This window comes from Streptomyces sp. NPDC002926, assembly GCF_053591755.1.
In genome coordinates this window covers 42,156-66,261 of record NZ_JBSFUK010000025.1, presented here as the reverse complement: position 1 = coordinate 66,261, position 24,106 = coordinate 42,156, and the positions used below count along the sequence as shown (strand labels likewise).

Annotated in this window: 27 protein-coding genes and 1 pseudogene; 17 read left to right on the top strand and 11 right to left on the bottom strand. The window is 70.5% G+C overall.

From position 1 onward, the window contains the following. The first annotated feature begins 83 nt into the window (after nucleotides 1-83). The gene (locus ACWDZ6_RS27260; RefSeq protein ID WP_451504937.1) at nucleotides 84-1,595 is read left to right on the top strand and encodes a glutamate-cysteine ligase family protein; all 1,512 of its coding nucleotides are present in this window, start codon (nucleotides 84-86) and stop codon (nucleotides 1,593-1,595) included. 34 nt (nucleotides 1,596-1,629) lie between these two features. Here ACWDZ6_RS27260 and ACWDZ6_RS27255 read toward each other — a convergent pair whose 3' ends face one another. Beyond that, complete coding sequence (locus ACWDZ6_RS27255) at nucleotides 1,630-1,968, bottom strand: hypothetical protein (RefSeq protein WP_451504936.1); 339 nt, start codon at nucleotides 1,966-1,968, stop codon at nucleotides 1,630-1,632. Nucleotides 1,969-2,131: 163 nt separating this feature from the next. Here ACWDZ6_RS27255 and ACWDZ6_RS27250 point away from each other — a divergent pair, with 163 nt between their 5' ends. Continuing rightward, the gene (locus ACWDZ6_RS27250; protein ID WP_451504935.1) at nucleotides 2,132-2,932 is read left to right on the top strand and encodes a CPBP family intramembrane glutamic endopeptidase; all 801 of its coding nucleotides are present in this window, start codon (nucleotides 2,132-2,134) and stop codon (nucleotides 2,930-2,932) included. A gap of 105 nt (nucleotides 2,933-3,037) precedes the next feature. Here ACWDZ6_RS27250 and ACWDZ6_RS27245 read toward each other — a convergent pair whose 3' ends face one another. Then, nucleotides 3,038-3,859, bottom strand: a complete 822-nt coding sequence (locus ACWDZ6_RS27245; protein ID WP_451504934.1) for a PhzF family phenazine biosynthesis protein — start codon at nucleotides 3,857-3,859, stop codon at nucleotides 3,038-3,040. Nucleotides 3,860-3,997: 138 nt separating this feature from the next. Between ACWDZ6_RS27245 and ACWDZ6_RS27240 the strand changes: the two genes are divergently transcribed. Then, a complete protein-coding gene (locus ACWDZ6_RS27240; protein WP_351450223.1) occupies nucleotides 3,998-4,606 on the top strand; it encodes a PadR family transcriptional regulator in 609 nt (202 codons plus the stop codon). Nucleotides 4,607-4,665: 59 nt separating this feature from the next. Here the strand turns inward: ACWDZ6_RS27240 and ACWDZ6_RS27235 are convergent, their stop codons facing one another. Then, nucleotides 4,666-5,094 carry a type II toxin-antitoxin system Rv0910 family toxin gene (locus ACWDZ6_RS27235; RefSeq protein WP_451504933.1) on the bottom strand — a complete coding sequence of 143 codons (429 nt, stop codon included), beginning with the start codon at nucleotides 5,092-5,094 and terminating at the stop codon, nucleotides 4,666-4,668. Nucleotides 5,095-5,345: 251 nt separating this feature from the next. Between ACWDZ6_RS27235 and ACWDZ6_RS27230 the strand changes: the two genes are divergently transcribed. From ACWDZ6_RS27230 to ACWDZ6_RS27220, 3 genes are all read left to right on the top strand, one after another. After that, a complete protein-coding gene (locus ACWDZ6_RS27230; RefSeq protein ID WP_451504943.1) occupies nucleotides 5,346-5,891 on the top strand; it encodes a Clp protease N-terminal domain-containing protein in 546 nt (181 codons plus the stop codon). 31 nt (nucleotides 5,892-5,922) lie between these two features. Continuing rightward, complete coding sequence (locus ACWDZ6_RS27225; RefSeq protein ID WP_451504932.1) at nucleotides 5,923-6,927, top strand: EamA family transporter; 1,005 nt, start codon at nucleotides 5,923-5,925, stop codon at nucleotides 6,925-6,927. A gap of 206 nt (nucleotides 6,928-7,133) precedes the next feature. Further along, nucleotides 7,134-8,087 (top strand): DMT family transporter, encoded by a 954-nt coding sequence (locus ACWDZ6_RS27220; RefSeq protein ID WP_451504931.1) that lies wholly within the window; start codon nucleotides 7,134-7,136, stop codon nucleotides 8,085-8,087. A gap of 89 nt (nucleotides 8,088-8,176) precedes the next feature. On the opposite strand, the gene ACWDZ6_RS27215 is transcribed toward ACWDZ6_RS27220, so the two are convergent. Then, a complete protein-coding gene (locus tag ACWDZ6_RS27215) occupies nucleotides 8,177-8,845 on the bottom strand; it encodes a pyridoxamine 5'-phosphate oxidase family protein (protein WP_451504930.1) in 669 nt (222 codons plus the stop codon). Between the two features lie 23 nt (nucleotides 8,846-8,868). On the opposite strand from ACWDZ6_RS27215, the gene ACWDZ6_RS27210 reads away from it, so the two are divergent. Next, nucleotides 8,869-10,200 carry an aminotransferase class I/II-fold pyridoxal phosphate-dependent enzyme gene (locus tag ACWDZ6_RS27210; protein ID WP_451504929.1) on the top strand — a complete coding sequence of 444 codons (1,332 nt, stop codon included), beginning with the start codon at nucleotides 8,869-8,871 and terminating at the stop codon, nucleotides 10,198-10,200. On the opposite strand, the pseudogene ACWDZ6_RS27205 reads toward ACWDZ6_RS27210, so the two are convergent. Beyond that, nucleotides 10,191-10,427, bottom strand: a pseudogene (locus tag ACWDZ6_RS27205) (EamA/RhaT family transporter); the annotation flags it as partial. The gene ACWDZ6_RS27210 and the pseudogene ACWDZ6_RS27205 overlap by 10 nt on opposite strands. Nucleotides 10,428-10,625: 198 nt before the next feature. Further along, nucleotides 10,626-11,093 carry a pyridoxamine 5'-phosphate oxidase family protein gene (locus tag ACWDZ6_RS27200; protein WP_451504928.1) on the bottom strand — a complete coding sequence of 156 codons (468 nt, stop codon included), beginning with the start codon at nucleotides 11,091-11,093 and terminating at the stop codon, nucleotides 10,626-10,628. Nucleotides 11,094-11,234: 141 nt separating this feature from the next. Here ACWDZ6_RS27200 and ACWDZ6_RS27195 point away from each other — a divergent pair, with 141 nt between their 5' ends. After that, on the top strand, nucleotides 11,235-11,885 hold the full coding sequence (locus ACWDZ6_RS27195; RefSeq protein WP_451504927.1) for an isochorismatase family protein: 651 nt from the start codon (nucleotides 11,235-11,237) through the stop codon (nucleotides 11,883-11,885). Here the strand turns inward: ACWDZ6_RS27195 and ACWDZ6_RS27190 are convergent. Then, on the bottom strand, nucleotides 11,872-12,321 hold the full coding sequence (locus tag ACWDZ6_RS27190; protein WP_451504926.1) for a Rieske (2Fe-2S) protein: 450 nt from the start codon (nucleotides 12,319-12,321) through the stop codon (nucleotides 11,872-11,874). The genes ACWDZ6_RS27195 and ACWDZ6_RS27190 overlap by 14 nt on opposite strands. Nucleotides 12,322-12,537: 216 nt before the next feature. Here ACWDZ6_RS27190 and ACWDZ6_RS27185 point away from each other — a divergent pair, with 216 nt between their 5' ends. From ACWDZ6_RS27185 to ACWDZ6_RS27155, 7 genes are all read left to right on the top strand, one after another. After that, nucleotides 12,538-13,389 carry a HipA family kinase gene (locus tag ACWDZ6_RS27185; protein WP_451504925.1) on the top strand — a complete coding sequence of 284 codons (852 nt, stop codon included), beginning with the start codon at nucleotides 12,538-12,540 and terminating at the stop codon, nucleotides 13,387-13,389. After that, nucleotides 13,386-13,769, top strand: a complete 384-nt coding sequence (locus ACWDZ6_RS27180; protein ID WP_366734778.1) for a DUF3037 domain-containing protein — start codon at nucleotides 13,386-13,388, stop codon at nucleotides 13,767-13,769. The genes ACWDZ6_RS27185 and ACWDZ6_RS27180 overlap by 4 nt, the downstream gene beginning before the upstream one ends. 187 nt (nucleotides 13,770-13,956) lie before the next feature. Then, nucleotides 13,957-14,718, top strand: a complete 762-nt coding sequence (gene fabG, locus ACWDZ6_RS27175) for a 3-oxoacyl-ACP reductase FabG (protein ID WP_326648463.1) — start codon at nucleotides 13,957-13,959, stop codon at nucleotides 14,716-14,718. Between the two features lie 17 nt (nucleotides 14,719-14,735). After that, entirely contained in the window at nucleotides 14,736-15,497 is a 762-nt protein-coding gene (locus ACWDZ6_RS27170) for an SDR family oxidoreductase (RefSeq protein WP_451504924.1), read from the top strand. 127 nt (nucleotides 15,498-15,624) lie between these two features. Then, nucleotides 15,625-17,205, top strand: a complete 1,581-nt coding sequence (locus tag ACWDZ6_RS27165) for an ABC transporter substrate-binding protein (protein ID WP_451504923.1) — start codon at nucleotides 15,625-15,627, stop codon at nucleotides 17,203-17,205. A 69-nt stretch (nucleotides 17,206-17,274) separates the two neighbouring features. Then, nucleotides 17,275-17,958, top strand: coding sequence for a uracil-DNA glycosylase (locus ACWDZ6_RS27160; RefSeq protein WP_451504922.1), 684 nt, complete (start codon nucleotides 17,275-17,277; stop codon nucleotides 17,956-17,958). Nucleotides 17,959-18,106: 148 nt separating this feature from the next. Then, a complete protein-coding gene (locus tag ACWDZ6_RS27155) occupies nucleotides 18,107-18,580 on the top strand; it encodes a hypothetical protein (protein ID WP_451504921.1) in 474 nt (157 codons plus the stop codon). Nucleotides 18,581-18,583: 3 nt separating this feature from the next. Here the strand turns inward: ACWDZ6_RS27155 and ACWDZ6_RS27150 are convergent, their stop codons facing one another. The 3 genes from ACWDZ6_RS27150 to ACWDZ6_RS27140 form a co-directional block, all read right to left on the bottom strand. Continuing rightward, nucleotides 18,584-19,018 (bottom strand): hypothetical protein, encoded by a 435-nt coding sequence (locus tag ACWDZ6_RS27150; RefSeq protein WP_451504920.1) that lies wholly within the window; start codon nucleotides 19,016-19,018, stop codon nucleotides 18,584-18,586. Nucleotides 19,019-19,128: 110 nt separating this feature from the next. Next, nucleotides 19,129-19,638: a DinB family protein gene (locus ACWDZ6_RS27145; RefSeq protein ID WP_451504919.1), complete on the bottom strand. Its 510-nt coding sequence runs from the start codon at nucleotides 19,636-19,638 to the stop codon at nucleotides 19,129-19,131. 41 nt (nucleotides 19,639-19,679) lie between these two features. Then, nucleotides 19,680-20,273: a TetR/AcrR family transcriptional regulator gene (locus ACWDZ6_RS27140; protein ID WP_451504918.1), complete on the bottom strand. Its 594-nt coding sequence runs from the start codon at nucleotides 20,271-20,273 to the stop codon at nucleotides 19,680-19,682. 114 nt (nucleotides 20,274-20,387) lie between these two features. On the opposite strand from ACWDZ6_RS27140, the gene ACWDZ6_RS27135 reads away from it, so the two are divergent. Together ACWDZ6_RS27135 and ACWDZ6_RS27130 are read left to right on the top strand one after the other, a co-directional pair. Further along, on the top strand, nucleotides 20,388-21,623 hold the full coding sequence (locus ACWDZ6_RS27135; RefSeq protein ID WP_451504917.1) for an FAD-dependent monooxygenase: 1,236 nt from the start codon (nucleotides 20,388-20,390) through the stop codon (nucleotides 21,621-21,623). Next, nucleotides 21,620-22,525: a Gfo/Idh/MocA family protein gene (locus ACWDZ6_RS27130; RefSeq protein WP_451504916.1), complete on the top strand. Its 906-nt coding sequence runs from the start codon at nucleotides 21,620-21,622 to the stop codon at nucleotides 22,523-22,525. Before ACWDZ6_RS27135 ends, ACWDZ6_RS27130 begins: the two co-directional genes overlap by 4 nt. Here the strand turns inward: ACWDZ6_RS27130 and lnt are convergent. After that, on the bottom strand, nucleotides 22,449-24,089 hold the full coding sequence (gene lnt / locus ACWDZ6_RS27125) for an apolipoprotein N-acyltransferase (protein ID WP_451504915.1): 1,641 nt from the start codon (nucleotides 24,087-24,089) through the stop codon (nucleotides 22,449-22,451). The genes ACWDZ6_RS27130 and lnt overlap by 77 nt on opposite strands. Nucleotides 24,090-24,106 lie beyond the last annotated feature (17 nt).

Here is a 24,106-nt window from a genome sequence, read left to right as displayed (position 1 = left end):
TATAGATCAGTCAGTCTGGGCATTATCGTCGGTGAGGCGAGCGGTCGATGCTCTGTGGTGCCCACTCGAGGAGGGACGCTTCGATGGGGGAGAAGGTCGTGGCAGGCGGAGCTGACCTGTCCGATCGGCAAAGGTACCGGAGGAAGCTGCAGCAGTGCCTCGCGGGACTGGGGCGGCTGCTGGCCGAGAAGAGGTTCGACCGGCCCAAAAATCTCATGGGTCTGGAGATCGAGCTGAATCTCGCAGGTGCCGACGGACTGCCGCGGATGATTAATAAGGAAGTGCTGGAGCGGATCGCGAGCCATGATTTCCAGACCGAGCTCGGAATGTTCAACCTGGAAGTAAATATCGTTCCGCACCGGCTGGCCGGGCGCGTGCTCGATCAACTCGCCGAAGAGCTGCGCACCGGCCTTGGATATGCCCACCGAAAAGCGAACGAGGTCGGCGCGGGGATCGTGATGATCGGAATTCTTCCGACGCTCGCCCAGCACGACCTGGTCTCCGCGAACCTCTCGGACGTCGACCGGTACACGCTGCTCAACGACCAGATCGTCGCCGCACGCGGCGAGGACTTCGCGCTCGACATCGAGGGCGTGGAGCGGCTGAGCTGTACCTCGACGTCCATCGCTCCCGAAGCCGCCTGTACCTCCGTGCAACTGCACCTCCAGGTGACACCCGGACGCTTCGCCGATGTGTGGAACGCCGCGCAGGCGGTGGCCGCGGTACAGGTCGCGGTCGGCGCCAACTCGCCCTTCCTGTTCGGCAAGGAGCTGTGGCGCGAGTCGCGCCCACCGCTGTTCCAGCAGGCCACCGACACCCGCCCGCCCGAGCTCCAGGCACAGGGCGTACGGCCCCGGACCTGGTTCGGCGAGCGGTGGGTGGACTCCGCCTACGACCTCTTCGCGGAGAATCTGCGCTACTTCCCGGCGCTGCTGCCGATCTGCGACGACGAGGACCCGCTGCGGGTGCTCGACGACGGCGGTGTGCCCGGGCTGCAGGAACTCGTCCTGCACAACGGCACGGTCTACCGCTGGAACCGGCCGGTGTACGGAGTCGCCGACGGCGTACCGCATCTGCGGGTGGAGAACCGCGTGCTGCCAGCCGGCCCCACGGTCACCGATGTGATCGCCAATGTCGCCTTCTACTACGGGCTGGTGCGCGCCCTCGCCGAGGAGGCCAGGCCGGTGTGGACCCGGCTGCCCTTCGCCGTCGCGGCCGAGAACTTCGACACCGCGTGCCACCGCGGCATCGACGCGGAGCTTCTGTGGCCGCGTCCCGGCCGAGGCGGCGGCATCACACGGGTGCCGGCCGTCAAGCTCATACGCGACGAACTGCTGCCGCTCGCCGCGGCGGGGCTCGACGCATGGCACGTGGAGCCCGCGGACCGCGACTTCTACCTCGGCGTGATCGAGGAGCGGTGCCGACTGCGTGTGAACGGGGCCTCGTGGCAGGCGGATACCTACCACCGGGCGCTGGAGGCCGGGCTGGAGCGGGACGCCGCCCTCGCCGCGACCACCCGCCGCTACTGCGAGCTGATGCACGAGGGCGATCCGGTGCATACCTGGCCGGTCGGCTTCCCCGGCCCTCACTCCTGAGCGGCTCGTCCCCCCGTCTGCCCGACCGCGACGATCACCGTGAGGACCACGGCCCGGATGGATCTCGGCGAGGTCGCTCACCTGGTACGCCCGCCGCCGGCCATCGCCGCCCGCCGCCCTGGCGATCCGGCGATCGGGTCGACGTCCTGTCGGCCGGTGCCGGGCCGCCGGCGATGGCGATCAGCGGCACCGGGCGCTTCGGGTCCGTGAGCTCCTTCAGCCGGGAGATTCGGCCGCGCCGCGCGGCGACCTGCGCCCCCGCCGCCACCGCGACGACGAGCATCGTGGCGATGGGGACCGTGCGGCGGCGCACGCGCGGTCGGGACCTGCCTGCGTCCGTCGTCTCGTCGTCGGGCAAGCTGTGACGTCCCATGCGGTGACGCCCCTCCTTGGACGGTGAGCTGAGGAAAAGGGGACCGGCGTCATCTCGGTGACGCTCGTCCCCCGGCCTGTCGCACGCGAATTTCGCACCTGCTTTCGAGACCCTGGCGGGGCGAGGATGGGGATGAGGCGGGATTACTCAACTGGAGGCAGGCGTGCAGGCGGAGGCGGGACGCGTGGCTGATTCTCTTCCTCAAGAGGGCATGTCGCGGAGGATCTTGCGGTCCGAGACGCTCCTCGTACTGGCCATCTCGCTGGGCGCGAGCGGAGTCTCGTCGCTGATCAGCTTTATCGGGTCGGTGACGAAACCGGGCGGACTCAAGGACCAGGCGGCGACGCTGAACAAGTCGTACGCCCCCGGGCGGCCGTGGCTCGATCTCACCTGGCAGCTCTTCGATATCGCGACGGCACTGGTGCCTGTCCTTCTCGTCGCGCATCTGCTGCTGCGGGAGGGCGCCGGTCTGCGCTCGATCGGCTTCGACCGGACCAGACCCTGGTCCGACCTGGGGCGGGGCGCGCTGATCGCGGCGGGCATCGGCAGCGCCGGGCTGGCGTTCTACCTTGGGGCGCGCGCCGCCGGGTTCAACCTCACCGTGGTGCCCGAAGCGCTGCCCGAGGTGTGGTGGAAGTACCCGGTGCTGATCCTCTCGGCGATCCAGAACTCCGTACTGGAGGAAGTGATCGTCGTCGGGTATGTGCTGCGCAGACTCGGGCAGTTGGGCTGGACGCCGATGGCCGCGCTGGTGGCGAGTTCGGTGCTGCGCGGTTCGTACCACCTCTACCAGGGCATCGGCGGCTTCGTCGGCAACATGGTGATGGGTGTGGTGTTTGTGCTGCTCTACCGGCGGTGGGGCCGGGTCGGGCCGCTGGTGGTGGCCCATGCGCTGCTGGACATCGTGGCCTTCGTCGGCTACGGGCTGCTGGCCGGGAAGGTGGGGTGGCTGCCCACTCCGTGACCGGGGGCGGGCTCGAGGGGCGTACGGCGAGTGCCTGTACGCCCCTTTCCCGTACACCCTGTTCCCGTATCCCCCTTGCTGCGCGCGGCCTGGCGTTTGCCGGTGTCAGGGTGCGGTGAGCAGTTCGCCGTGGATGACGGTCACGGCCCGGCCGGTCAGCAGGGTGCGGTCACCGCGCAGGGAGGTGCGGACCAGGCCGGAGCGGGCGGAGGCCTGGAGGCCGGTCAGTTCGCCGCGGCCGAGGCGCGCCGACCAGAACGGCGCGAGGGCCGTGTGCGCGCTGCCGGTCACCGGGTCCTCGTCGATGCCGACCCGCGGGAAGAATCCGCGCGAGACGAAGTCGTAGCCGGAGGCGGGGTCCTCGGCGGCGGCCGTGGCGATGATGCCGCGCTCCGAGTGCGCCACGAGAGCGGGGAAGTCCGGCGTCAGCGTGCGCACGGTCCGCTCGTCGGCCAGCTCGACCACCAGATCGCCGATGTGTTCGCCCGTGTCATGGACGGAGACCACCTTCGCGCCCAGGGCGTCGGCGACGCCGTCCGGGATGTCGACCGGGGTGAGCGGGGACGTGGGGAAGTCAAGGGTGAGCGTGCCGTCCTCGTGGGCGGTGGCGGACAGGATGCCGCAGCGCGCGGCGAAGCGCACCGTGCCGCTCGCGGTGCCCGTGGTGTGCAGGACATGCGCGGTGGCCAGCGTGGCGTGTCCGCACATGCTGACCTCGGCGGCCGGTGCGAACCAGCGCAGCGCCCAGTCGGCCTCGCCGCCCAAGGGGAGGGGATGGGCGAAGGCGGTCTCCGAAAGGTTCACCTCCGTCGCCACCTGCTGGAGCCAGGAGTCGGCGGGGAAGCGGTCGGAGTCCAGCAGCAGGACTCCGGCGGGGTTTCCGGCGAAGGGACGGTCGGTGAAAGCGTCGACGATTCGAATCCGCATGCCGTGACCGTAGGGGCCGGCCAAAGCCGCAGGCCAAGGCCAATTCGGGGTTGTTGGACCGATTGGGCGTTGCCAGGCGATGCATTCCGATATATCGTTGACGCATCGCGACAGATCAACGATGGAAGGAGCGTAGCGATGCGTTCACATGGACACGGTCAAGGACAGGAACACGGGCATGGGCACTGCGGGCCCGGCCATCAGGGTCGGGGCGACTTCGAGGGGCGGCGCGCGGCATTCGGTCCGTTCGGGCCGCCGTTCGGCGGGCCTTTCGGGGGCGGACGCGGTCGTGGCGGCGGCCGGGGGAGGGCGCGGCGCGGTGACGTGCGTGCCTCGATCCTGGCGCTGCTGAAGGACCGGCCGATGCACGGTTACGAGATGATCCAGGAGATCGGCGAGCGCAGCGGCGGGGCCTGGCGGCCCAGCCCCGGCTCGGTCTACCCGACGCTCCAGCTGCTGGAGGACGAAGGTCTGATCACCAGTGCGAGCGACGGCGGCAAGAAGCTGTTCACGCTCACCGACTCGGGGCGTACCGAGGCCGAATCGGGGCCGGAGGCTCCGTGGGAAGAGGCCGGGCGCGGAGTCGACTGGGAGACGGTCAACGAGATCCGGCAGGCCGGGTTCGGCCTGATGGAGGCGTTCGGCCAGGTCTGGAAGACCGGCACCACCGAGCAGCGGCAGAAGGCCGTCGCCGTTATCAATGAAGCCCGCAAGAAGCTCTATCTGATCCTCGCCGGCGAGCACTGACTCGTCGGCGCGACGAGGGCCCCGCGCAGTCGCGCGGGGCCCTTCTCGTATGTCCGGTGTCAGGCCACCAGTCCGCCCAGCTTTCGCAGCGATTCGTTCAGCGCGGCGGTCGCCGAGTCCTTGAGCCTGCCGGCCATCAGCGACACGGCGGCGCCGGTGAACGCACCGTCGATCCGGACCTGCGTCGCGTCTCCGTCAGGGGTGAGCGTGTAACGGTTGCCGACACTGACGCCCATCGGCCCCTTGCCCCTGATCCCCAGCACCCGGCCGGCCTCGAACTCGTCCACGGTCCAGGCCACCTCGGCGGGAAAGCCCATGAGCTTCATGTTCTCCTCGTACGTGGCTCCCAGTTCCAGCGTCGCCGGGCCGCCCTGGGGGAAGCTCGTGTGGGTGGCGTTCCACTGGCCGTACGCGGTGAAGTCCGTCAGCTGGGCCCAGACCTTCTCGGCCGGCGCTTCGATGCGGGCCTCGGCACTGACCTCGGCCATATGACCACCCCTTCTCGTCGGATTACGGTGTCGCGGAACGTAGCCGTACCTTCCCGAACATTCAATACTGATGAATAGTCAGATCCTCTCGACCGGTCGGAATGGCAAGGCGGCGCGCGGTCTTCGGGGAGATCTGGCTCGATCTCATCCGTAAGGAGGAGAGCCTGTCGTGCGTGCCCAACTTCTGCGGGATGTACGAATGGGACCCGGCGGGGACGCTCGAGCCCTGGCGAAGTGATGGGGTGGGAGACGTGCAAAGCCCTACCCCGCGGGTGCCCCGGCAGCCGACCGCCATCCGTACAGAGACCGACGCCAGACTCACCGCGGAGCTGGCCCTGGTGGTAGAGGGTGCGCGCAGAAGGGCGCTGCGCGACGGCGACCGGCAGATCGACACGGCCCATCTCCTGCACTCGCTGATCGAGTCGGTCCCCGAGGTGCGGACCGTCGTCGGCGACGGGCCGCAGGTCGCGCGGGTGCTCGGCTATCTCGTCCAGCGGAGCATCGGCTACGGCCTGCGCTGGCAGGGTTCGGTGGAGGATTCCGGCACGGTTGCCGTTGTGCGGGAGGCGGATGCGGATGCCTCGGGGTGGTCGCCGTCGGCGGTCACCGCCATGGAGGGCGCGCTGGAGCGGGCCCGGCTCCGCGGCGACGCGCAGGCCGGCGGCATCGATCTGCTCGCCTGTCTCGCCGCGGATCGCGAGAGCAGGGCGGTGGAGGTGCTCGGGCGGGCCGGAGTGGACGCGGCGCTGCTGGCCGGGCGGATAGCCGAGATGTCTCGACATGTGTCACAGGGATGACGGTGCTGACTCGCGCTGACATGATGTGCCGATGCACGCGCCTTTGGGAAAGAGCGCCGGCCTGGGACTCGCCCTGGGCTCGGCGTTCGCATTCGGTGGATCAGGTGTCGCGGCCAAGCCGCTGATCGAAGCGGGTCTCGACCCGCTGCATGTGGTGTGGTTGCGCGTGGCCGGTTCCGCGCTGATCATGCTGCCGGTCGCCTGGCGTCACCGTGACCTGGTGCTGCGCAGGCCGGCGCTGCTGGTCGGCTTCGGGCTCCTCGCCGTCGCGGGTGTACAGGCCTGCTACTTCGCGGCGATCTCCCGGATCCCGGTCGGTGTCGCGCTGCTCGTCGAATACCTCGCACCCGCGCTCGTCCTCGGCTGGGTCCGCTTCGTACAGCGCCGACCCGTCACCCGGGCCGCGGCGGTCGGTGTGGTCCTCGCCGTCGGCGGTCTCGCCTGTGTCGTGGAGGTGTGGGCGGGGCTCACCTTCGACGCCTTCGGACTGATGCTCGCGCTGGCCGCGGCATGCTGCCAGGTCGGCTACTTCGTCCTCGCGGACCAGGGCAGCGACGGGGAAGACCCGGCGGATCCGCTGGGTGTGATCGCGTACGGACTGCTCATCGGCACGGCGGTGCTGACCGCTGTGGCGCGGCCGTGGGGCATGGACTGGTCGCTGCTGGGCGGCCGCGCCGACCTCGGCGGTACGCAGGTGCCCGCGGTGCTGCTGCTCGGCTGGGTCGTACTGATCGCCACGGTGGTCGCGTACGTCACCGGAGTCATCTCGGTGCGCAAGCTGTCGCCACAGGTGGCGGGCGTGGTGGCGTGCCTGGAGGCGGTCATCGCGACCGTGCTGGCGTGGGTGCTGCTGCGGGAGCATCTGTCGGCGCCGCAGATCATCGGCGGCGCGCTGGTCCTGGTGGGGGCGTTCATCGCGCAGTCGCAGGCACCGAAGGCGCCGTCGCGGCCGGTGGCGGGCGGTGGGCCGGAGGGCGGGCCGGCCCGGTCGGCCGGGGCCGGGGCGGAGTTGTCCGTCCCGCACGGGGCCCCGTAGGGTGGCGATCATGCATTCGACCGTACTTCCGCCGCCTGCCGCATAGCGCGGGCGGCAGTTCTCTGACGAAGACCGGGCTCGGGGTGTCCCCGAGCGGTTTGTCGCTGCCCGCGTGGCGGAGCGAAGCGACCACCATCCCGTTCTTCACACGGAGAAGTCACGTGTCGGATCTTTCCACCCCTCTTTCTTCCGCTTCCGCTGTCGGCGTGCCCTCGCCCGTCGGGCGGAGCCTCCTCTATCTGATCGTCGCCGGAGTGGCGTGGGGGACCGCCGGCGCGGCCGCCTCGCTGGTCTTCCAGGTGAGCGACATGGGTCCGCTGGCGCTGTCGTTCTGGCGCTGCGCGGGCGGACTGGTGCTGTTGCTCGGCGCGCTGGTGTGGCGGTCGCGCCGGGCCAAGGCCGGTGCCGCTGCCGGGGGTCCCGCGGAACCGCGGCGCCGACGGCTGCTGCGGATCCTCGCTACGGGTATCGGGCTCACCGTCTTCCAGAGCGCCTACTTCGCGGCCGTCCAGGCGACGGGCCTCGCGGTGGGCACCGTCGTCACGCTGGGCGCGGGCCCCGTGCTCATCGCGGTGGGCGCGCGGCTGACGATGGGGGAGCGGCTCGGGCGGGGCGGCGTCATCGCCGTCACCGGCGCGCTGGTGGGTCTGATGGTCCTGGTGCTGGGCGGCGAGGGCGGGACGGTGCGACCGGTGGGGATCGCGCTCGCGGTTCTCGCGGCCGCCGGGTATGCGGCGATCACACTGCTGACGCGGTGGCTCGGCCGTGACGGCGGCGGCGATTCGCTCTCCACGACGGCATGGGCCTTCGCGATCGGGTCGGTGGGGCTGCTGCCGATGGCGATCGGAGAAGGGCTGCTGCCGCACACGGCCGAACTGGCGCGTGTGGTGTGGCTGCTGGCGTACGTGGCGGCGGTGCCGACGGCTCTTGCGTACGCGCTCTACTTCGCGGGGGCGGCCGTCGTCCGTGCCGCGACGGTTTCGGTGATCATGCTGCTGGAGCCGGTGAGCGCGGCGGTCATCGCGGTGACGGCGCTGGACGAGCGGCTCACGGCGGCGACGGTGGTGGGGACCTTGTTGCTGCTGGCGGCGGTGGCCGGGCTCGCGGCGGCGGAGGCACGGGTCGCGGTGGTACGGAGAAGGACGGCGGTGCAGGCATAACGGCCGGTGCACGGTGCACGGTGCACGGTGCGGGGTGCGGAGGCAAACACCCCTGCACCGTGCACCGCGCACGCCGACCGGGCCGCCCGTCAGCGTGCCGAGAGGTACTCCGGGACCGCGATCGAGCCGTCGAGATCCTGCGCCGGGATCGGGGTGCCGTACGTGGTGAGCAGTGGGACCACTCCCGTCCAGTGGGGGAGCGTCGCGTCCTCCGGGTCGTCGTTCGGGCCGCCGGTGCGGATCTTGGCGGAGACCTCCGTCAGGTCCAGGCGCAGAACCGCCGTCGCCGCGAGCTCCTTCGCGTTCGCCGGGCGCGAGTCGCGTGAGCGGCCCGCCACGACGTGGTCCACCAGGGCGTCCAGGGCAGAGCGCTTCTCCTCGGGGTCGGTGACCTGGTGGGCCGTACCGTGGACCACGACCGAGCGGTAGTTGAGCGAGTGGTGGAAGGCGGAGCGGGCCAGGACCAGGCCGTCGACATGGGTGACCGTGAGGCAGACGGCGAGGCCCGGGTCGGCCTCGCCCGCCATGCGCAGCGGCCGCGAACCCGTCGACCCGTGGACGTACAGGTGACCGTCGACCCGGGCGTACAGCGTCGGCAGGACGACGGGCGCGCCGTCGCGTACGAAGCCGAGATGGCAGACGTATGCCTCGTCGAGTATCGAGTGGACGAGCTCATGGTCGTACGCGGCCCGCTCCCGAGCACGGGTGGGGAGGGTGCGATCGGTCGGCTCGTAGGCGTCCGGCATTGCGTACTCCATTGCACTAGTGCATAATCATCTTTGTGCTAGGAGAGTATCGGATCGTTGGCCGGGGTGCATCGGAGATTGCCGCGAGCGTCGAGCGCGCGGTCGGCGCTGGTGAGCTGGAACCAGGGCAACTGCTTCCACCCATGAGGGAGTTGGCGGCCGACCTCGGCGTCAACGCGAACACCGTCGCGTCCGCGTACCGGACCCTGCGCGACCGGGGAGTGATCGAGACCTCGGGGCGCAAGGGCAGTCGGGTCCGCCCGCGGCCGGCCAGCACGTCGCGTGGAACCATCCGGGTCGAGGCGCCACCGGGCGTACGGGACCTGGGCCAGGGCAATCCCGACCCCGCGCTGCTGCCACCGCTGCACGACGCGCTCGCCGCCGCGGCCAGGCGCAATGCGGAGGAGCCCGGACTGTACGGACAGGCGCCCGTCGACGCGGATTTCGCCCGGCTCGCGCGAGCCGCAATGGACGACGACGGCGTACCCGACGGGCAGGTCGCCGTCACCTCCGGATCGCTGGACGCCATCGAGCGTGTCCTCGCCGCGCATCTCAGGCCCGGTGACGCGGTCGCCGTCGAGGACCCCGGCTGGGGAAGCCTGCTGGACTTGGTGCCGGCGCTGGGGCTGAAGCCCGTGCCGGTGGCGCTCGACGACGACGGGCCGCTGGCGAGCGAGGTCGAGAAGGCGCTGACCGCCGGGGCCAGGGCGCTGATCGTCACCGACCGGGCGCAGAACCCGACCGGCGCCGTGGTGAGCGCGGAGCGCGCGCGTGAACTGCGGGCCGTACTCGCCCGGTTCCCCCGGACCCTGCTCATCGAGGACGACCACGGCCACGCCATCGTCGATCTGCCGCTGCACCCTCTCGCCGGAGTGACGGACAGCTGGGCCCTCGTACGCTCCACGGCCAAGGCCTACGGCCCTGATCTGCGTGTCGCCGTGCTGACCGGCGATGCCGTCACCGTCGACCGGGTCATGGGACGGCAGCAGCTCGGACCCGGCTGGGTCAGCAGGCTGCTGCAGCGCGCGGTCGTGCACCTGTGGACGTCGCATGCGGTGGATTCGCATGCCGTCGCGCGCTCGTACGGGGAACGGCGTGACGCGCTCGTGCGGGCGCTCGCGGAGCGGGGGATCGAGGCCCATGGGCGCAGCGGGATGAATGTCTGGGTGCCGGTCCCGGACGAGACGGGGGCTGTGGCGCGTCTGCTGCATGCCGGCTGGGCCGTCGCGCCGGGGGCGCGGTTCAGGATGGCGGCGCCTCCCGCCGTGCGGATCACCGTCTCGGGCCTGACGATGGACGACATCGGGCCGGTCGCCGACGCGGTGGCATCGGCGACCGGCCCGGCGCCCGCCCGCAGTTACGGCTGAGCCGCACGTGCGGGCGCCCTGGGGCGGCTCTGGGTGAGCGCAGCGCCCCCGAGGACGATCAGTGTGTCCACCGATGTGTTCCGGCCCAACTGCTCGTCCAGGACCGCGAGGCCGGCCGTGGTGGCGATGACCGGGACGAAGCAGGTGACCATCTGTGCGGTCGCCGGGCCGACTTCGGCGACCGGGCCGTACTGGAGGAGCAGCGCGAAGCCGGTGCCCGGGGCACCGTCACGCCCGGGCTCGGACGCGACCGGGTGCCCGAGAGCGTACGGATGGTGCCTGTACGGCAGCGGAGGCGCAGGCACCTCTACGCGGTGTGCCGCCGCGGACCGCCGCCCCTCGAACCGGGCGGCGTCGAGGCGCTGCGCGAGGCCGCCGGTTCGGCCGGATCCGAGGGATCCGGCGGGTCGGCGGCGTGAGGCAGGTCAGAGGGCTGACAGCTTCCTGAAGTCCCAGGACGCGATCGTGTCGGGAGTCAGCCGCAGCCAGGCGTGCCTGCCGTCGTGCGGCATCTCGTCCATGCCGAAGTTCTTCCGCGCGAACAGCCTTTCGGGCACGTCCAGTTCGGAGCGCGGCTCACCGGTGCGCGGGGCCTCGCCCACAAAGACGGCGGTGCCGGAGAGCTCGACGCCGCGCAGTTCGCCGTACTCCTCGCCGTCGTCGACCACGACGGCGAGTCTCGGATCGTGCCGCAGCTCGGCCCAGCGCCGGCTGCGCGTGATGGAGTACAGCCACAGCGAGGTCCCGTCCCAGGCGAACCACAATGCGCTGACATGCGGACGGCCGTCCGCGGAGACGGTGGCCACCCGGCAGGTGCGCTGCTCGGCCAGGAACTCGTCCAGCTCGCCGGGCGTCATCATGATGCGACGGCCCCGGCGTTGTGTGACGGCCATGTGCGGCCCCTCCCTGTAACTGACCAAGTGTCAGAAATCATGGGGGCTCTTCCTTCATCACGCAATGGTGGCTACTCTCGCCGCCCTGACTCAGTGGCAGGTCCAGTGATGGTCCGGGTCCCGGTGACACGAGGGGGAGCTGTGCCGACCTTCGAACAGCTGGCGGAGCAACTCGACCCGGCCAGCACGGCGCTGCTCACCGTCGAGTGCCAGCAGGGTGTCGTGGGCAAGGACAGCGCCCTGCCCGAACTCGCCGCCGAGGCCCGTTCGTCCGGCGCGCTCCACAACGTGGCACGTCTGGTCGCGGGAGCTCATGAAGCAGGCGTACAGGTGCTGCACGCCGTCGCCGAGCGGCGCCCCGACGGCCGAGGCGCCAACCACAACGCCCGGCTCTTCCGGGCTGCCGGGCGGCTGCCCGTCCAGCAGCACACGGGCTCGACGGCCGTCCGTATCGCCGCGCCGATCGAAGTCGCCGACGAGGACCTCGTCGTACGGAGACTGCACGGCCTGTCACCCATCGCGGGCACCGATGTCGACGCCCTGCTGCGCAACCTCGGCTGCCGCAGCCTGCTGATCACAGGGGTCTCGGCGAATATCGCCATCCCCAACGCCGTCTTCGACGCCGTCAACCTCGGCTATGCGGCGGTCGTTCCGGGCGACGCCATCGCGGGGGTCCCCTCCGACTACACCCCCGCGATGATCCGTAACACGCTCGCGCTCGTTGCCACGATCACCACCACCGACGATGTGCTCGCCTGCTGGAAGAGGCCGCGCCGCGTCAGGCGAGCTTGATCGAGCCTCCGTCGACCGTGATCGACGCGGCGGGCAGCGCAGTAGTGGCCGGCCCGGTCTTGACGCTGCCGTCCGACGCGTCGAACTGGCTGCCGTGGCACGGGCAGTGGATGACGCCGTTGGATACGTCCTTCACCGCGCAGCCCTGATGAGTGCACTTGGACGAGAACGCCTTGAACTCGCCCGGCTTCGGCTGAGTGACCACCACATTGCCGATGACCTTGCCGCCGCCCTCGGGGATGTCCGTGGTCTTGGCGAGCACCTTGCCGCCGGCGTCCCCGCCTGCTTCGCCGCCGGCCGGCTGCTCGCCCACCGTCTGCCCGCCGTCGTCCGAGCCGCCGCACGCGGTCAGCGCGACGGCGAGACCGGCTCCGCCCACCGCGGCGACGACGGTACGGCGTGCGACGATCCGCGCGGGTCCCTGCGATCCGGTCATGCCGGCTCCCTTTCAACGGCCGGCCCCTCGTCGGCCGGTTCTTGACGTTGTACGCGACGGAGAGCTGCAACGTTCACATTCTCAAGGAATTCCTGGAGGAAGCCGGCCTCGAACGACAGAAGTCCGGCAACTGTGTGCTCCTGAGTGACCGGACGGCTCCCTCCGGGAGCGGGATTACGGAGTGATCACCGGACCGTCCCCACGTACTGTGGGGCAATGCTTTCCGAAGTCACAGCGACCCGCTACGTCACGCCCTTGCGTGAAGGCGGCTCGCTCCCGGGGATCGTCGAGGCCGACGATCTCGGAACGTACGTCATGAAGTTCACCGGCGCGGGACAGGGCCGCAAGACGCTCGTCGCCGAGGTCATCTGCGGACAGCTGGGCCGCAGGCTCGGGCTGCGCGTGCCCGACCTGGTCAGTATCCAGCTGGACCCGGTCATCGGACTCGGCGAGCCCGACCAGGAGGTGCAGGAGCTGCTGAAGGCGAGCGGCGGGCTGAACCTCGGGATGGACTTCCTGCCCGGTTCGCTCGGCTTCGATCCGCTCGCCTACGAGGTGGAGGCGGCCGAGGCCGGCAAAGTCGTCTGGTTCGACGCGCTGATCAACAACGTCGACCGCTCCTGGCGCAACCCCAACATGCTGGTGTGGCACGGCGACCTGTGGCTCATCGACCACGGCGCCACCATGATCTGGCACCACAACTGGCCGGGCGCCCAGGCCTCCGCCGCCAAGGCCTACGACGCCTCGGACCATGCTCTCGCTCCGTTCCGCCCCGACATCGCGTCGGCCGCCGCCGAACTCGCTCCGCTCGTCACCGAGGAGCTCCTGACCGAGATCGCCGCCGACGTCCCCGACGAGTGGCTGGTCGACGAGCCGGGTTTTGAGTCCACCGGCGCGCTGCGCCGTGCCTATGTCGAGGCGCTGCTGTCGCGCGCCGCGACGATCCACACGCGCATCAGCCTGGATGCTCCGGCCAAGGAGAGGCCCTCGCAGGCCCCGGGCTGGCTGACCGATCACCTCACGCCGTGGCCGCACGCCACCAAGAAGGACCGGGGCGGCGCCAAGTGAGTGAGCGCGATGTCTTCGAGTACGCGCTGCTGCGCGTGGTCCCGCGGGTCGAGCGCGGCGAATGCTTCAACGCGGGTGTGGTGGTCTACTGCCGGGCCAAGTCCTTCGTGGCCGCCCGCACCCATCTGGACGAGGTGAAACTCAAGGCGCTGGACCCCCGCGCCGATGTCATCGGTGTGCGTGCCGCACTCCACGCCGTCGAGGGCGTCTGCCGGGGCGGCGAGGACGCCGGCCAGGCCGCGCGTGACGACGCCGGACGCCGCTTCCGGTGGCTGATCGCGCCCCGCTCCACCGTCGTACAGCCGGGCCCGGTCCACACCGGGCTGACCGCCGATCCGGAGGCCGAGGTGGAGCGGCTGCTCGACCTGCTGGTGCGCTGACGGTGCGCCGACGGGGTGCTGAGGAAGGGCTCGCGGGGATGTGACATGCGCCGTTGATCCCCGGCGCCGTTGACACCGCGTGCCAGGGCTTCTAGCGTCTCGACTGCTGAAGGTACTAAGCGGTTGCTCAGCGATCGAGAGCCGACGGCAGAGGGTTTCCAGAGTTTCCAGGACGAGGAGAACCAGCATGTCCACCACCGAGCAGCGCGTCGCCGTCGTGACCGGGGGCGCGCGCGGCATTGGCGCCGCCACCGCGGTACGGCTGGCGGCGGAAGGCCGCGCCGTAGCCGTGCTCGACCTCGACGAGGCCGCTTGCAAGGACACCGTCGAGAAGATCACCGCGGCGGGCGGCAAGGCCCTCGCGATCGGCTGCGACGTGTCCGACAGCGCCCAGGTGGAGGCCGCCGTGGCGCGCGTCGCCGCCGAGCTCGGCGCGCCCACGATCCTCGTCAACAACGCGGGCGTGCTGCGCGACAACCTGCTCTTCAAGATGAGCGAGTCCGACTGGGACATCGTGATGAACGTGCACCTCAAGGGCGCTTTCCTGATGGCCAAGGCCTGTCAGAAGCACATGGTGGATGCCGGATTCGGCCGTATCGTCTCGCTGTCCTCCAGCTCGGCGCTCGGCAACCGGGGCCAGGCCAACTACTCCGCCGTCAAGGCCGGCCTGCAGGGCCTGACCAAGACTCTCGCCAAGGAGCTCGGCAAGTTCGGCATCACCGCCAACGCCGTCGCCCCCGGATTCATCGTCACCGAGATGACGGCTCAGACGGCCGCCCGCATCGGCATGGGCTTCGAGGAGTTCCAGGCCGCCGCCGCCACCCAGATCCCGGTCCAGCGCGTCGGATGGCCCGAGGACATCGCCAACGCCATCGCCTTCTTCACGGGCGAGGAGGCCGGCTTTGTCTCCGGCCAGGTCATGTACGTGGCCGGCGGACCGCTCAACTGAATCGGGAGACGACGAACATGACCGCAGAGGTACAGGACAGCGGAAAGGTCGCCCTGGTCACGGGCGCGAGCCGCGGTATTGGTTACGGCATCGCGGAGGCGCTCGTCGCCCGCGGCGACCGGGTGTGCATCACCGGTCGGGGTGAGGACGCGCTCAAGGAGGCCGTGGAGCAGCTCGGCTCGGACCGGGTGATCGGCGTCGCGGGCAAGGCCCATGACGAGGCCCACCAGGCGGCCGCCGTCGAGCGCACCATGGAGGCGTTCGGCCGCGTCGACTTCCTGGTCAACAACGCCGGCACGAATCCGGTCTTCGGCCCGATCGCCGAGCTCGACCTGAATGTGGCGCGCAAGGTCTTCGAGACCAATGTGATCTCGGCGCTCGGCTTCGCGCAGCAGACCTGGAAGGCCTGGCAGAAGGAGAACGGCGGCGCGATCGTGAACATCGCCTCGATCGCCGGCGTCTCCGCCTCGCCCTTCATCGGCGCGTACGGCATGAGCAAGGCGGCCATGGTCAATCTGACCCTGCAACTGGCGCACGAGTTCGCCCCGGCCGTACGGGTCAACGCGATCGCACCCGCAGTGATCAAGACCAAGTTCGCCCAGGCACTCTACGAGGGCCGTGAGGCCGAGGCGGCCGCGGCCTATCCGCTGGGGCGGCTCGGAGTGCCTGAGGACATCGGTGGAGCGGCCGCGTTTCTCACGTCCGCGCAGTCGGACTGGATCACGGGGCAGACACTGGTGGTCGATGGGGGTATCTTCCTGAATGCCGGTGTGCACTGACGCGCACAGAGGCGCACTGAGCCGGTTTGTTCCTGATTGAGCCAAGTGCCCCGCCGGGCCACCAGGTTGACCCGGCGGGGTGCTGCGGTATGGTCGGCCGACCCATGGCTGAACGAGGAGCGTGCACGTGTTCTACCGGACCTGTCTGCAGGCCGCTGCAGCCCTAGCGTCCATATCTCTGCTGGCCGGATGCAGCCTGTTTTCGGGTGAGAGCACCGAGCGCGAGCAGAAGATTACGGTCGGTACGATGAGTGAGCCCACCACCCTCGATCCGGCCGCAGCCTGGGACGGCTCATGGGAATTGCTGAGTAATGTCTTCCAGACGCTGGTGAGCTTCCCGTCGGGCAGCGCGGCGCCGCAGCCCGATGCCGCGGAATCCTGCCGCTTCACCGACGCCGGCAACAAGCTCTTCGAGTGCGAGCTGAAGCCCGGCCTTGCCTTCTCCAACGGCGACAAGCTCGACGCTGCGGCGGTCAAGTACTCCATCGAGCGCATCCAGAAGATCGATGCGAAGGGTGGCCCGAACGGTTTGCTCGGCTCGCTCGGCAGCGTCCAGACCGCCGGCGACCGCATCGTGAAGTTCAGCCTCAAGACACCGGACGCCACGTTCCCGTTCATCCTGGCCACGCCCGCCATGTCGATCGTCCCGCCCAAGGAGTACCCGGCGGACAAGCTCCGCGAGGACGGCGGGCTGACCGGTTCGGGCCCGTATGTCCTGAGTTCGTACAAGAAGGGCGACCGGGCCGAGCTGACCAAGAACTCCAAGTACGTAGGGTTCGCCAAGCTCAAGAACGAAGCCGTCGACATCCGCTACTTCCAGGACTCCGACGTGATGGTCGGAGCCCTCAAGAAGAAGGAGATCGACGCGATCTACCGTGGTCTGACCGCGGCGGAGGTCGTCAAGTTCCAGACGAAGCAGCCGGAGTACGACAGCCTCCAGCTCGTCGAGACGGTCGGCGCCGACATCCGGTACCTCGTCTTCAACTCCAAGGACCCCATGGCGGGCAAGCTCGCCGTACGCCGTGCGATCGCCCAGGTCGTCGACCGTGGCGCGCTGGTGGCCAAGGTCTACCAGGGCACGGCCGAGCCGCTGTACTCCATGGTCCCCAAGGGCATTTTCGGCCACACCACCGAGTTCTTCGACCGCTATGGCGAGCCGGATGTGGACAAGGCGCGGGCCATCCTCAAGAACGCCGGAATCACCACCCCGGTGCCGATGAAGTTCGGGTACTCCTCCGACCGCTACGGCTCCGCCTCCAAGCCCGAGTTCGAAGAGCTCAAGCGGCAGCTCGACGCCTCCGGCCTGTTCAAGATAACGGTGGAGGGCAGGCCGGAGAAGGACTTCCAGAAGGCCTACAAGGCCGGCGAGTACCCCGCCTTCGGACGCGGCTGGTTCCCCGACTTCCCGGACCCGGACAACTTTGTGGCGCCGTTCGTCGGCGAGAAGAACGCGCTCAGCATGCCGTACCAGAGCCCCGAGATCACCGACCAGCTGCTGCCCGCCTCCCGGCGCCAGAGCGACCGCGGTGCGGTCACCAAGCAGTTCGAGCGGGCACAGGAGATCATCGGCGACGATGTCCGGCTGCTGCCGCTGTGGCAGGGCAAGATGTACGTCGCCTCCAGCGAGGAGATCGGCGGCGGCGAGCTCGCGATCAACCCGCAGACTTTCATGCAGATGTGGCAGCTGTACCGCAAGGCCAGCTGGTAGACCCCGTTGTCAGTGGCCCCCAGTAGGTTCTGTGGTCGAGAACTGATCGCATAACCGGAGGTTGTTGACGTGACCGACACCGACATGCTGCCCGAGTCCTGGCGTGGCGTCCTCGACGAAGAGCTGCAGAAGCCCTACTTCAAGGAGCTCACCGAGTTCGTGGAGGAGGAGCGGGCGAAGGGGCCGGTCTACCCGCCGCGCGAAGAGGTGTTCGCCGCGCTCGACGCCACCCCGTACGAGCGGGTGAAGGTGTTGATCCTCGGCCAGGATCCGTACCACGGAGAGGGGCAGGGGCACGGCCTCTGCTTCTCCGTGCGGCCGGGTGTGAAGACCCCGCCCTCCCTGCGGAACATCTACAAGGAGATGAAGGAGGAGCTCGGCCACCCCGTCCCGGACAACGGCTATCTGATGCCGTGGGCCGAGCAGGGTGTTCTGCTGCTCAACGCGGTGCTGACGGTGCGGGCCGGCGAGGCCAACTCGCACAAGGGCAAGGGGTGGGAGAAGGTGACGGACGCGGTGATCAGCGCCGTTGCCTCCCGGCCCGACCCGGCGGTGTTCGTCCTCTGGGGCAACTACGCGCAGAAGAAGCTGCCGCTGATCGACGAGGAGCGGCATGTGGTGGTGAAGGGTGCGCACCCCTCGCCCCTGTCCGCGAAGAAGTTCTTCGGCTCCCGTCCGTTCACGCAGATCAATGAGGCGGTCGCGGCCCAGGGGCACGAGCCCATCGACTGGCGGATCCCGGACCTCGGCTGAGCGTTCGCGCACCCGGCTGACAGGCTCGGGCAGGTGCCCGAGCCTGTGCGGCAATGTCCGTGGCGGCGGCTAGCGTCGTGATCCGCGGCGTCGGCATCAGCGGCTGACCCCGCGGGTCGCAATTCGCTGCACGGACGTGGGAGGCCAAGTGAGGGAGCGGCAGGAGGCATCGGGGGACGCCGTCATGACCCGGATCGGGCAGGCGATCATGCTGCTGCACGGCGGTGACCGCGAAGAGGCGCGCAATCGTTTCGGCGCGCTCTGGGCGGAGATCGGCGAGGACGGTGATCCACTCCACCGCTGTACGCTCGCGCACTACATGGCGGACACCCAGGACGACCCCGGCGACGAGCTCGCCTGGGACCTGCGGGCGCTGTCGGCGGCCGACGGGCTGAGCGAACAGCGGCTGGCCGAGCACCAGGAGGCGCTCGCGGTGCGGGCCTTCTATCCCTCGCTGCATCTCAATCTCGCGGCCGACTATGTGAAGCTGCAGCGCCCGGGGGCGGCGCGGGTCCACCTCGACCGGGCGCGCGCGGCGACGGACGCCCTGGGGGACGACGGATACGGAAACGGCGTCCGTGCCGCCATCGACCGGCTGGAGCGCGGGTTGCGCGCCGAGTGAGACTCAATTCCCGTAGGCCTCGCGGCAGATCCGGGCCTCGAGGCTGTCGGGCGGCAAGTGGGCGTAGTCCTCGCCCAGCGCGCAGACGTCCGGGCGGGCGGCCGACGGTGCGGGTGGTGCGGGTACGGGGGCGGGCGGCTTCGCGGTCCCGGGTTTCGCCGGCCGGGGCTCCGGCCGCTCGCGCGGAAGCTGTCCGGCGACGGGCGGCGGCGGGGGAGCGGCGCTCCGGGCCACAGGCGTCGCGGCCGGGGACGGGGGCTCAAGGACCTCGCGGGCGGGGCCCTGCGCGATCTGCGCCTCCACGACGTGTGCCGGGCTGCCACTCGGCGGCGGTGGCGGAAGTGCGGGTGCCGGCCGCGGCTCGACGGCCACACAGCCGGTGACAGCCCAGGCGGCCGCTGCTACCAGGACCTTTGCGGCGATTCTCGTTCGGTGCACCCGCGCAACTCTGCTGTGCGCGGGGGCACTTTCAAAGGCGGACCGGCACTCTGTGGTCCGCACGGGTGACACCGGTCCGTGCGGGTCGTACGCCGCAGGTCGGGTCGGCGTCATTCGCCGGTGGCGCCGTCGATCCTCTCGCGGACGAGGTCGGCGTGTCCGTTGTGGCGCGCGTACTCCTCGATCATGTGCGTCATGATCCACCGCAGGCTGAAGGTCTCCCCGCTGTGGTGCTTGCCTGCACCCACATCGTCGAGCGTCCGGGACGCGGCAAGCTCACGGGCCCGTGCGATCTCGGCCTGCCAGGTCGCGTACGCCTCGGCATAGGTGTCCTGCTCCGTGACGTGGAAGTCGCCGTCCCGGTCGTCGTTGGAGTAGAGGTACTCGGCACCCTCCCCGGCAAGGACGTTGCGGAACCAGCCCCGCTCGACCTCCGCCATGTGCCGTACGAGTCCGAGCAGCGAGATCTCGGAGGGCGGCACCGACAGCTGCCGCAGCTGCTCGTCGTCCAGCCCGGCGCACTTCACTGCCAAGGTCCCGCGGTGGTAGTCGAGCCAGCCCTCCAGCATGTCGCGCTCGCCCGCGTTGGTCGAAGGTTCGGTGCGTTCAGGTGTCGTCATGGCGGTCATCCTGAACCACCGGACCTCGTGCCGCCACGGGTTTATCCGCCGAGCATCCCGCGCAGCAGCTCACGGAATCCGGTGCGCAGCTCCGCCGGTTCCGGGACGGCCGCGTGGTACGACCCAGCCGCGCAGGAGAACATCAGCCCCTCGCACCAGGCCGTCAACGACAGTGCGTGGCGGTCCGGTTCGGCGGAGCCCGCCGCGGCCATCAGTGCTGTGAGCTGCTCGCGGAACTGCCTGCCGGCCGCGTCGTAGAACTCTCGCAGCTCAGGCCGGCGTGTGGCCTCGAGGGCCAGTTCGTAGCGGGAGACGAGCAGTTCGCGATGGCGGGTCAGATAGCGGTGGAGCGCGAGCGCGAGCGCGTCGGGCAGGCCGTCCGTGCCGCCGTCCGGTACCGGCAGCCTGTCCGGGGTCAGGACGGCCGCCTCACGCTCCGCCAGCCGCCGTACCGCGGCTTCGAGGAGCGCCTGCCGGGTGCGTGCGTGGTTGGACGTCGAGCCCTGCGGGAGCCCGGCGGCCTCGTCCACCGCCCGGTGGGTGAGTCCGCGCATCCCGCGCTCGGCGAGCAGTCCCAGCGCGGCGTCGGCGATCAGTTCGGCACGGGAGGTGCTCTTCGTGGTGCGTGCGGCCATGAGCTCAACCTACCCCTTCGACTACAGCTGTAGTACAGTGTGGGACACTACAGATGTAGTTGGCGCATCGGTCATCACGTGCGTCATGCGCCTCAACGCATCGAGGAGGAGCCGATGTCCGCACCGCGAGCCGTCGTCATCGGAAGCGGAGTCGGTGGACTGACCGCCGCCGTGGCCCTGCGCCAGAGCGGCTGGCAGGTCACCGTCCTGGAGCGCGCCGCATCCCTGGAACCGGTCGGCGCCGGCATCGGTCTGGCCCCCAACGCCCAGCGCGCCCTCGACGTCATCGGCCTCGGCGACGACATCCGCGATCTGGCCGCCTGGCAGGGCGACGGAGGCATGTTCGGTCCCGGCGGCCGCCGGCTCTCGCGTACGAACAGCGCCGCCGCGGCCGAACGCTTCGGCGGACCCCTGGTCATGGTCCACCGCGCCACCCTGATCGACCGGCTCGCTGCCCGGCTGCCCGCCGACGCCGTGCGCACCGACAGCCCCGCCGCGCTCGCCGACCCGGGAGTCGCGGGCGGCCGCCCCGCCCGGGTCACCACTGCGGGCCAAGAGATCGAGGCCGACCTGGTCATCGGCGCCGAGGGCATCAACTCCGCCGTACGCCGTCTTCTGTTCCCGGGGCACCCTGGACCCTCCTACTCCGGACTCACCACCTGGCGAGTGGTCGTCCCCGCGCCCGACCTGCCCTTCGAACCCCACGAGACCTGGGGACCCGGCGCGCTCTGGGGCACCCAGCCGCTCAAGGACGGCCGGATCTACGCGTACGCGGCGGCCGTGGCCCCTGCCGGAGTCCGCGCCGCCGACAACGAGCAGGCAGAGCTGCTGCGCCGCTTCGGCTCCTGGCACGACCCGATCCCCGCGATCATCTCGGCCGCCGAACCCGGCCTCGTACTGCGCCACGACGTCCACCACCTCATCGAGCCGTTGCCCGCCTTCCACCGGGGCCGCACCGTGCTCCTGGGCGACGCCGCCCACGCCATGGCGCCCACGCTCGGCCAGGGCGGCAACCAGGCCATCGAGGACGGCATCGTCCTCGCCCACCACGCGGTGCCCGACGGCGACCTGGCCGCCGGCCTGGCCGCCTACAGCGCCGAACGGCTGCCGCGCACCACCGCCGTCGTCCGCAAGTCCGCCCGGATCGCCCGGCTGGTGTCCCTGACCGGCACCCCGGCCGTCGCGGTGCGCGACACCCTGATGTCCACGGTCTCCCGGCTCGCCCCCGGCCTCGTCCTGCAGACCTTCGACGGCATCGCAGACTGGCAGCCGCCGCAGCGCACGTATGCTGCCGGAGCACAGGACGCAGCAGAAGGACAATCGGCACAGCGCCAAGGGAGGCCCCTGTGAAGGTCGGCTGCATCGGGCTCGGCGACATCGCGCAGAAGGCCTATCTGCCGGTGCTCACCACCCTGCCCGGGGTCGAACTGCACCTGCAGACCCGCACTCCGGCCACCCTGGCACGGGTCGGCGATACCCATCACATCCCCGCCGAGCGGCGCCACGCAGACCTCGGCTCCCTCCTCGCCGCGGGCCTGGACGCCGCCTTCGTGCACGCTCCGACCTCCGCGCACGCCGGGATCGTCACCCGGCTCCTGGAGGCGGGAGTGGCGACGTACGTCGACAAGCCGCTCGCCTACGAACTGGCCGAATCGGAGCGGCTGGTGGGCCTCGCCGAGGAACGCGGCACCAGCCTGGCCGTGGGCTTCAACCGCCGTCTCGCGCCCGGCTACGCCCAGTGCCTGGAGCACCCGCGCGAGCTGATCCTGATGCAGAAGAACCGCGTGGGCCTCGCCGAGGACCCGCGCACCCTCGTCCTCGACGACTTCATCCATGTCGTCGACACCTTGCGTTTCCTGGTGCCGGGACCGGTCGACCACACCGACGTGAGGGCGCGGATCGTCGACGGGCTGATGCACCATGTCGTGCTGCAGCTGTCCGGCGACGGATTCACCGCCATCGGGACGATGAACCGTATGAGCGGCTCCACCGAGGAGATCCTCGAGGTGTCGGGACAGGACACCAAGCGGGAGGTCCGCAACCTCGCGGAGGTCGTCGACCACAAGGGTCAGCCGAGCGTACGGCGGCGCGGCGACTGGGTGCCCGTCGCCAGGCAGCGCGGCATCGAGCAGTCGGTGTTCTCCTTCCTCGACGCCGTGCGGGCCGGAAAGCTGCTCACCGCGCAGGATGCGCTGCGGACTCACGAGTTGTGTGAACAGGTGGTACGGCGGTCCCTGGACCGGGCCGCCTGAAGGACCGCGTGCCCTCGGCGGCGCACAGGGCGGCGAGGACGGCGAGCGCTCCGTAGACCGGCCAGTCGCCGAACCTGACGTACAGCGTCCTGCCGCCGGCCAGTGGGACGTCGTAGACGGCGCTGGTGCTGCTGTCCGTGCCGAGCGGCCGGCCGACCCGGCCGCCGCCGGGACCGTACACCGCACTGACGCCGGTGAGCGTCGCGTGGACCATCGGACGACCGCTCTCCGCCGCCCGGAGCGCCGCCAGCGAGGCGTGCTGCTCCGGCGCCCAACTCCCCTGGAACGACGAGGTCGCCGACTGCGCGATCAGCAGCTGCGCGCCGTCCCGGGTGAGCCGCCGGCTCATGTCGGGGAACGCCGACTCGAAGCAGACCAGGGGCCCGAGCCGCAGCCCGCTCTCACCGGCGCCCGGCAGCACCATCACCACCGGGCGGCTGCCGCGCAGCCGGTCCTCGCCCGCGGCCTTGCCCACCGAGGTCGCCCAGCCCAGGACGGCACGGGCCGGTATGTACTCACCGAAGGGGACGAGCCGCATCTTGTCGTAGCGGTCGCCCGTCGGGCCCTGGGGACCGACGAGGACCGAGCTCTTGAAGATGCCGGTCCGGCCGGAAGCATCCTGACGGCGGGCGTCCACATTGACCAGCACATCGGCGCCGACGGCGCGTGAGAGAACGGCGATCCGTGCCGCGAGATCGGGCCGTTCGCGCAGATCCGCGCCGACACTGCTCTCGCCCCAGACGACCAGATCGACGTCCTGGCCCACCAGTTGGCGGGTGAGCTCCTCGCTGCGGGCGAAGCGCCGGTCAGTGCTGCCGATGCCGTCGACGACGACCCCCGGCTGCACGACGGCGATCCGTGCCCGGCCCGACTGCTCGGGCTGCGGGACCCAGATCCAGACCGCGGTTGTGGCGAGTGCGCAGATGACGCTTCCGCCCACCGCCGCGGTACGGGCCCGCGGCACCGCCACCAGCACGGTGAACGCCGTATTCACCGCGAGCACCAAAAGACTCACCAGCCACACGCCACCCACCGAAGCGAGCCGTAGAGCAGGAGAGACCTCCCACTGACTGGCCCCGAGCAGACCCCAGGGGCCGCCCAAACCCTCCCAGGACCGGACCAGTTCGATCATGAGCCAGCCGGAGGGGACAGCGGCGAGGGCGGCCGCTGCGCGGACCGGCGACGGCGACCCGCCGAGCAGCCGCCACACCAGCCACCCCCACGGAGCCCACATCAGCCCGAGCAGCGCCGCCAGCACCACGAGGAACACATGCAGGCTCGGCGCCAGCCAGTGGTGCACGGCGATCATGAAACCGATGCCGCCCAGCCAGCCGTCGACCGCCGCACGGCGACCTGTGGGCGCGGACCGGACAAGGAGCATCCACGGCACCAGCGCGATGTACGCGAACCACCACAGGGACGGCTCCGGGAAGGCAAGCACCGGCAGCGACCCTGCCGCCACCGCGGCCGCGCCGCGCCACCAGGGAGACGACAGCTTCTGCAGCGGGCGCTCCCACCGGTCGCGCCCATCGAACCGCTCCCGCCGGGCGGGCGGAATCCGCATGCCGCGCCTCCTCGTCC

Excerpts from the sequence above, each read along its gene's own strand:
- ACWDZ6_RS27260 (WP_451504937.1), top strand. The coding sequence starts at position 84 with ATGGGGGAGAAGGTCGTGGCAGGCGGAGCTGACCTGTCCGATCGGCAA.
- ACWDZ6_RS27255 (WP_451504936.1), bottom strand. The coding sequence starts at position 1,968 with ATGGGACGTCACAGCTTGCCCGACGACGAGACGACGGACGCAGGCAGG.
- ACWDZ6_RS27245 (WP_451504934.1), bottom strand. The coding sequence starts at position 3,859 with ATGCGGATTCGAATCGTCGACGCTTTCACCGACCGTCCCTTCGCCGGA.
- ACWDZ6_RS27240 (WP_351450223.1), top strand. The coding sequence starts at position 3,998 with ATGCGTTCACATGGACACGGTCAAGGACAGGAACACGGGCATGGGCAC.
- ACWDZ6_RS27235 (WP_451504933.1), bottom strand. The coding sequence starts at position 5,094 with ATGGCCGAGGTCAGTGCCGAGGCCCGCATCGAAGCGCCGGCCGAGAAG.
- ACWDZ6_RS27225 (WP_451504932.1), top strand. The coding sequence starts at position 5,923 with ATGCACGCGCCTTTGGGAAAGAGCGCCGGCCTGGGACTCGCCCTGGGC.
- ACWDZ6_RS27215 (WP_451504930.1), bottom strand. The coding sequence starts at position 8,845 with ATGGAGTACGCAATGCCGGACGCCTACGAGCCGACCGATCGCACCCTC.
- ACWDZ6_RS27200 (WP_451504928.1), bottom strand. The coding sequence starts at position 11,093 with ATGGCCGTCACACAACGCCGGGGCCGTCGCATCATGATGACGCCCGGC.
- ACWDZ6_RS27190 (WP_451504926.1), bottom strand. The coding sequence starts at position 12,321 with ATGACCGGATCGCAGGGACCCGCGCGGATCGTCGCACGCCGTACCGTC.
- ACWDZ6_RS27185 (WP_451504925.1), top strand. The coding sequence starts at position 12,538 with ATGCTTTCCGAAGTCACAGCGACCCGCTACGTCACGCCCTTGCGTGAA.
- fabG (WP_326648463.1), top strand. The coding sequence starts at position 13,957 with ATGTCCACCACCGAGCAGCGCGTCGCCGTCGTGACCGGGGGCGCGCGC.
- ACWDZ6_RS27170 (WP_451504924.1), top strand. The coding sequence starts at position 14,736 with ATGACCGCAGAGGTACAGGACAGCGGAAAGGTCGCCCTGGTCACGGGC.
- ACWDZ6_RS27145 (WP_451504919.1), bottom strand. The coding sequence starts at position 19,638 with ATGACGACACCTGAACGCACCGAACCTTCGACCAACGCGGGCGAGCGC.
- ACWDZ6_RS27140 (WP_451504918.1), bottom strand. The coding sequence starts at position 20,273 with ATGGCCGCACGCACCACGAAGAGCACCTCCCGTGCCGAACTGATCGCC.
- ACWDZ6_RS27135 (WP_451504917.1), top strand. The coding sequence starts at position 20,388 with ATGTCCGCACCGCGAGCCGTCGTCATCGGAAGCGGAGTCGGTGGACTG.
- lnt (WP_451504915.1), bottom strand. The coding sequence starts at position 24,089 with ATGCGGATTCCGCCCGCCCGGCGGGAGCGGTTCGATGGGCGCGACCGG.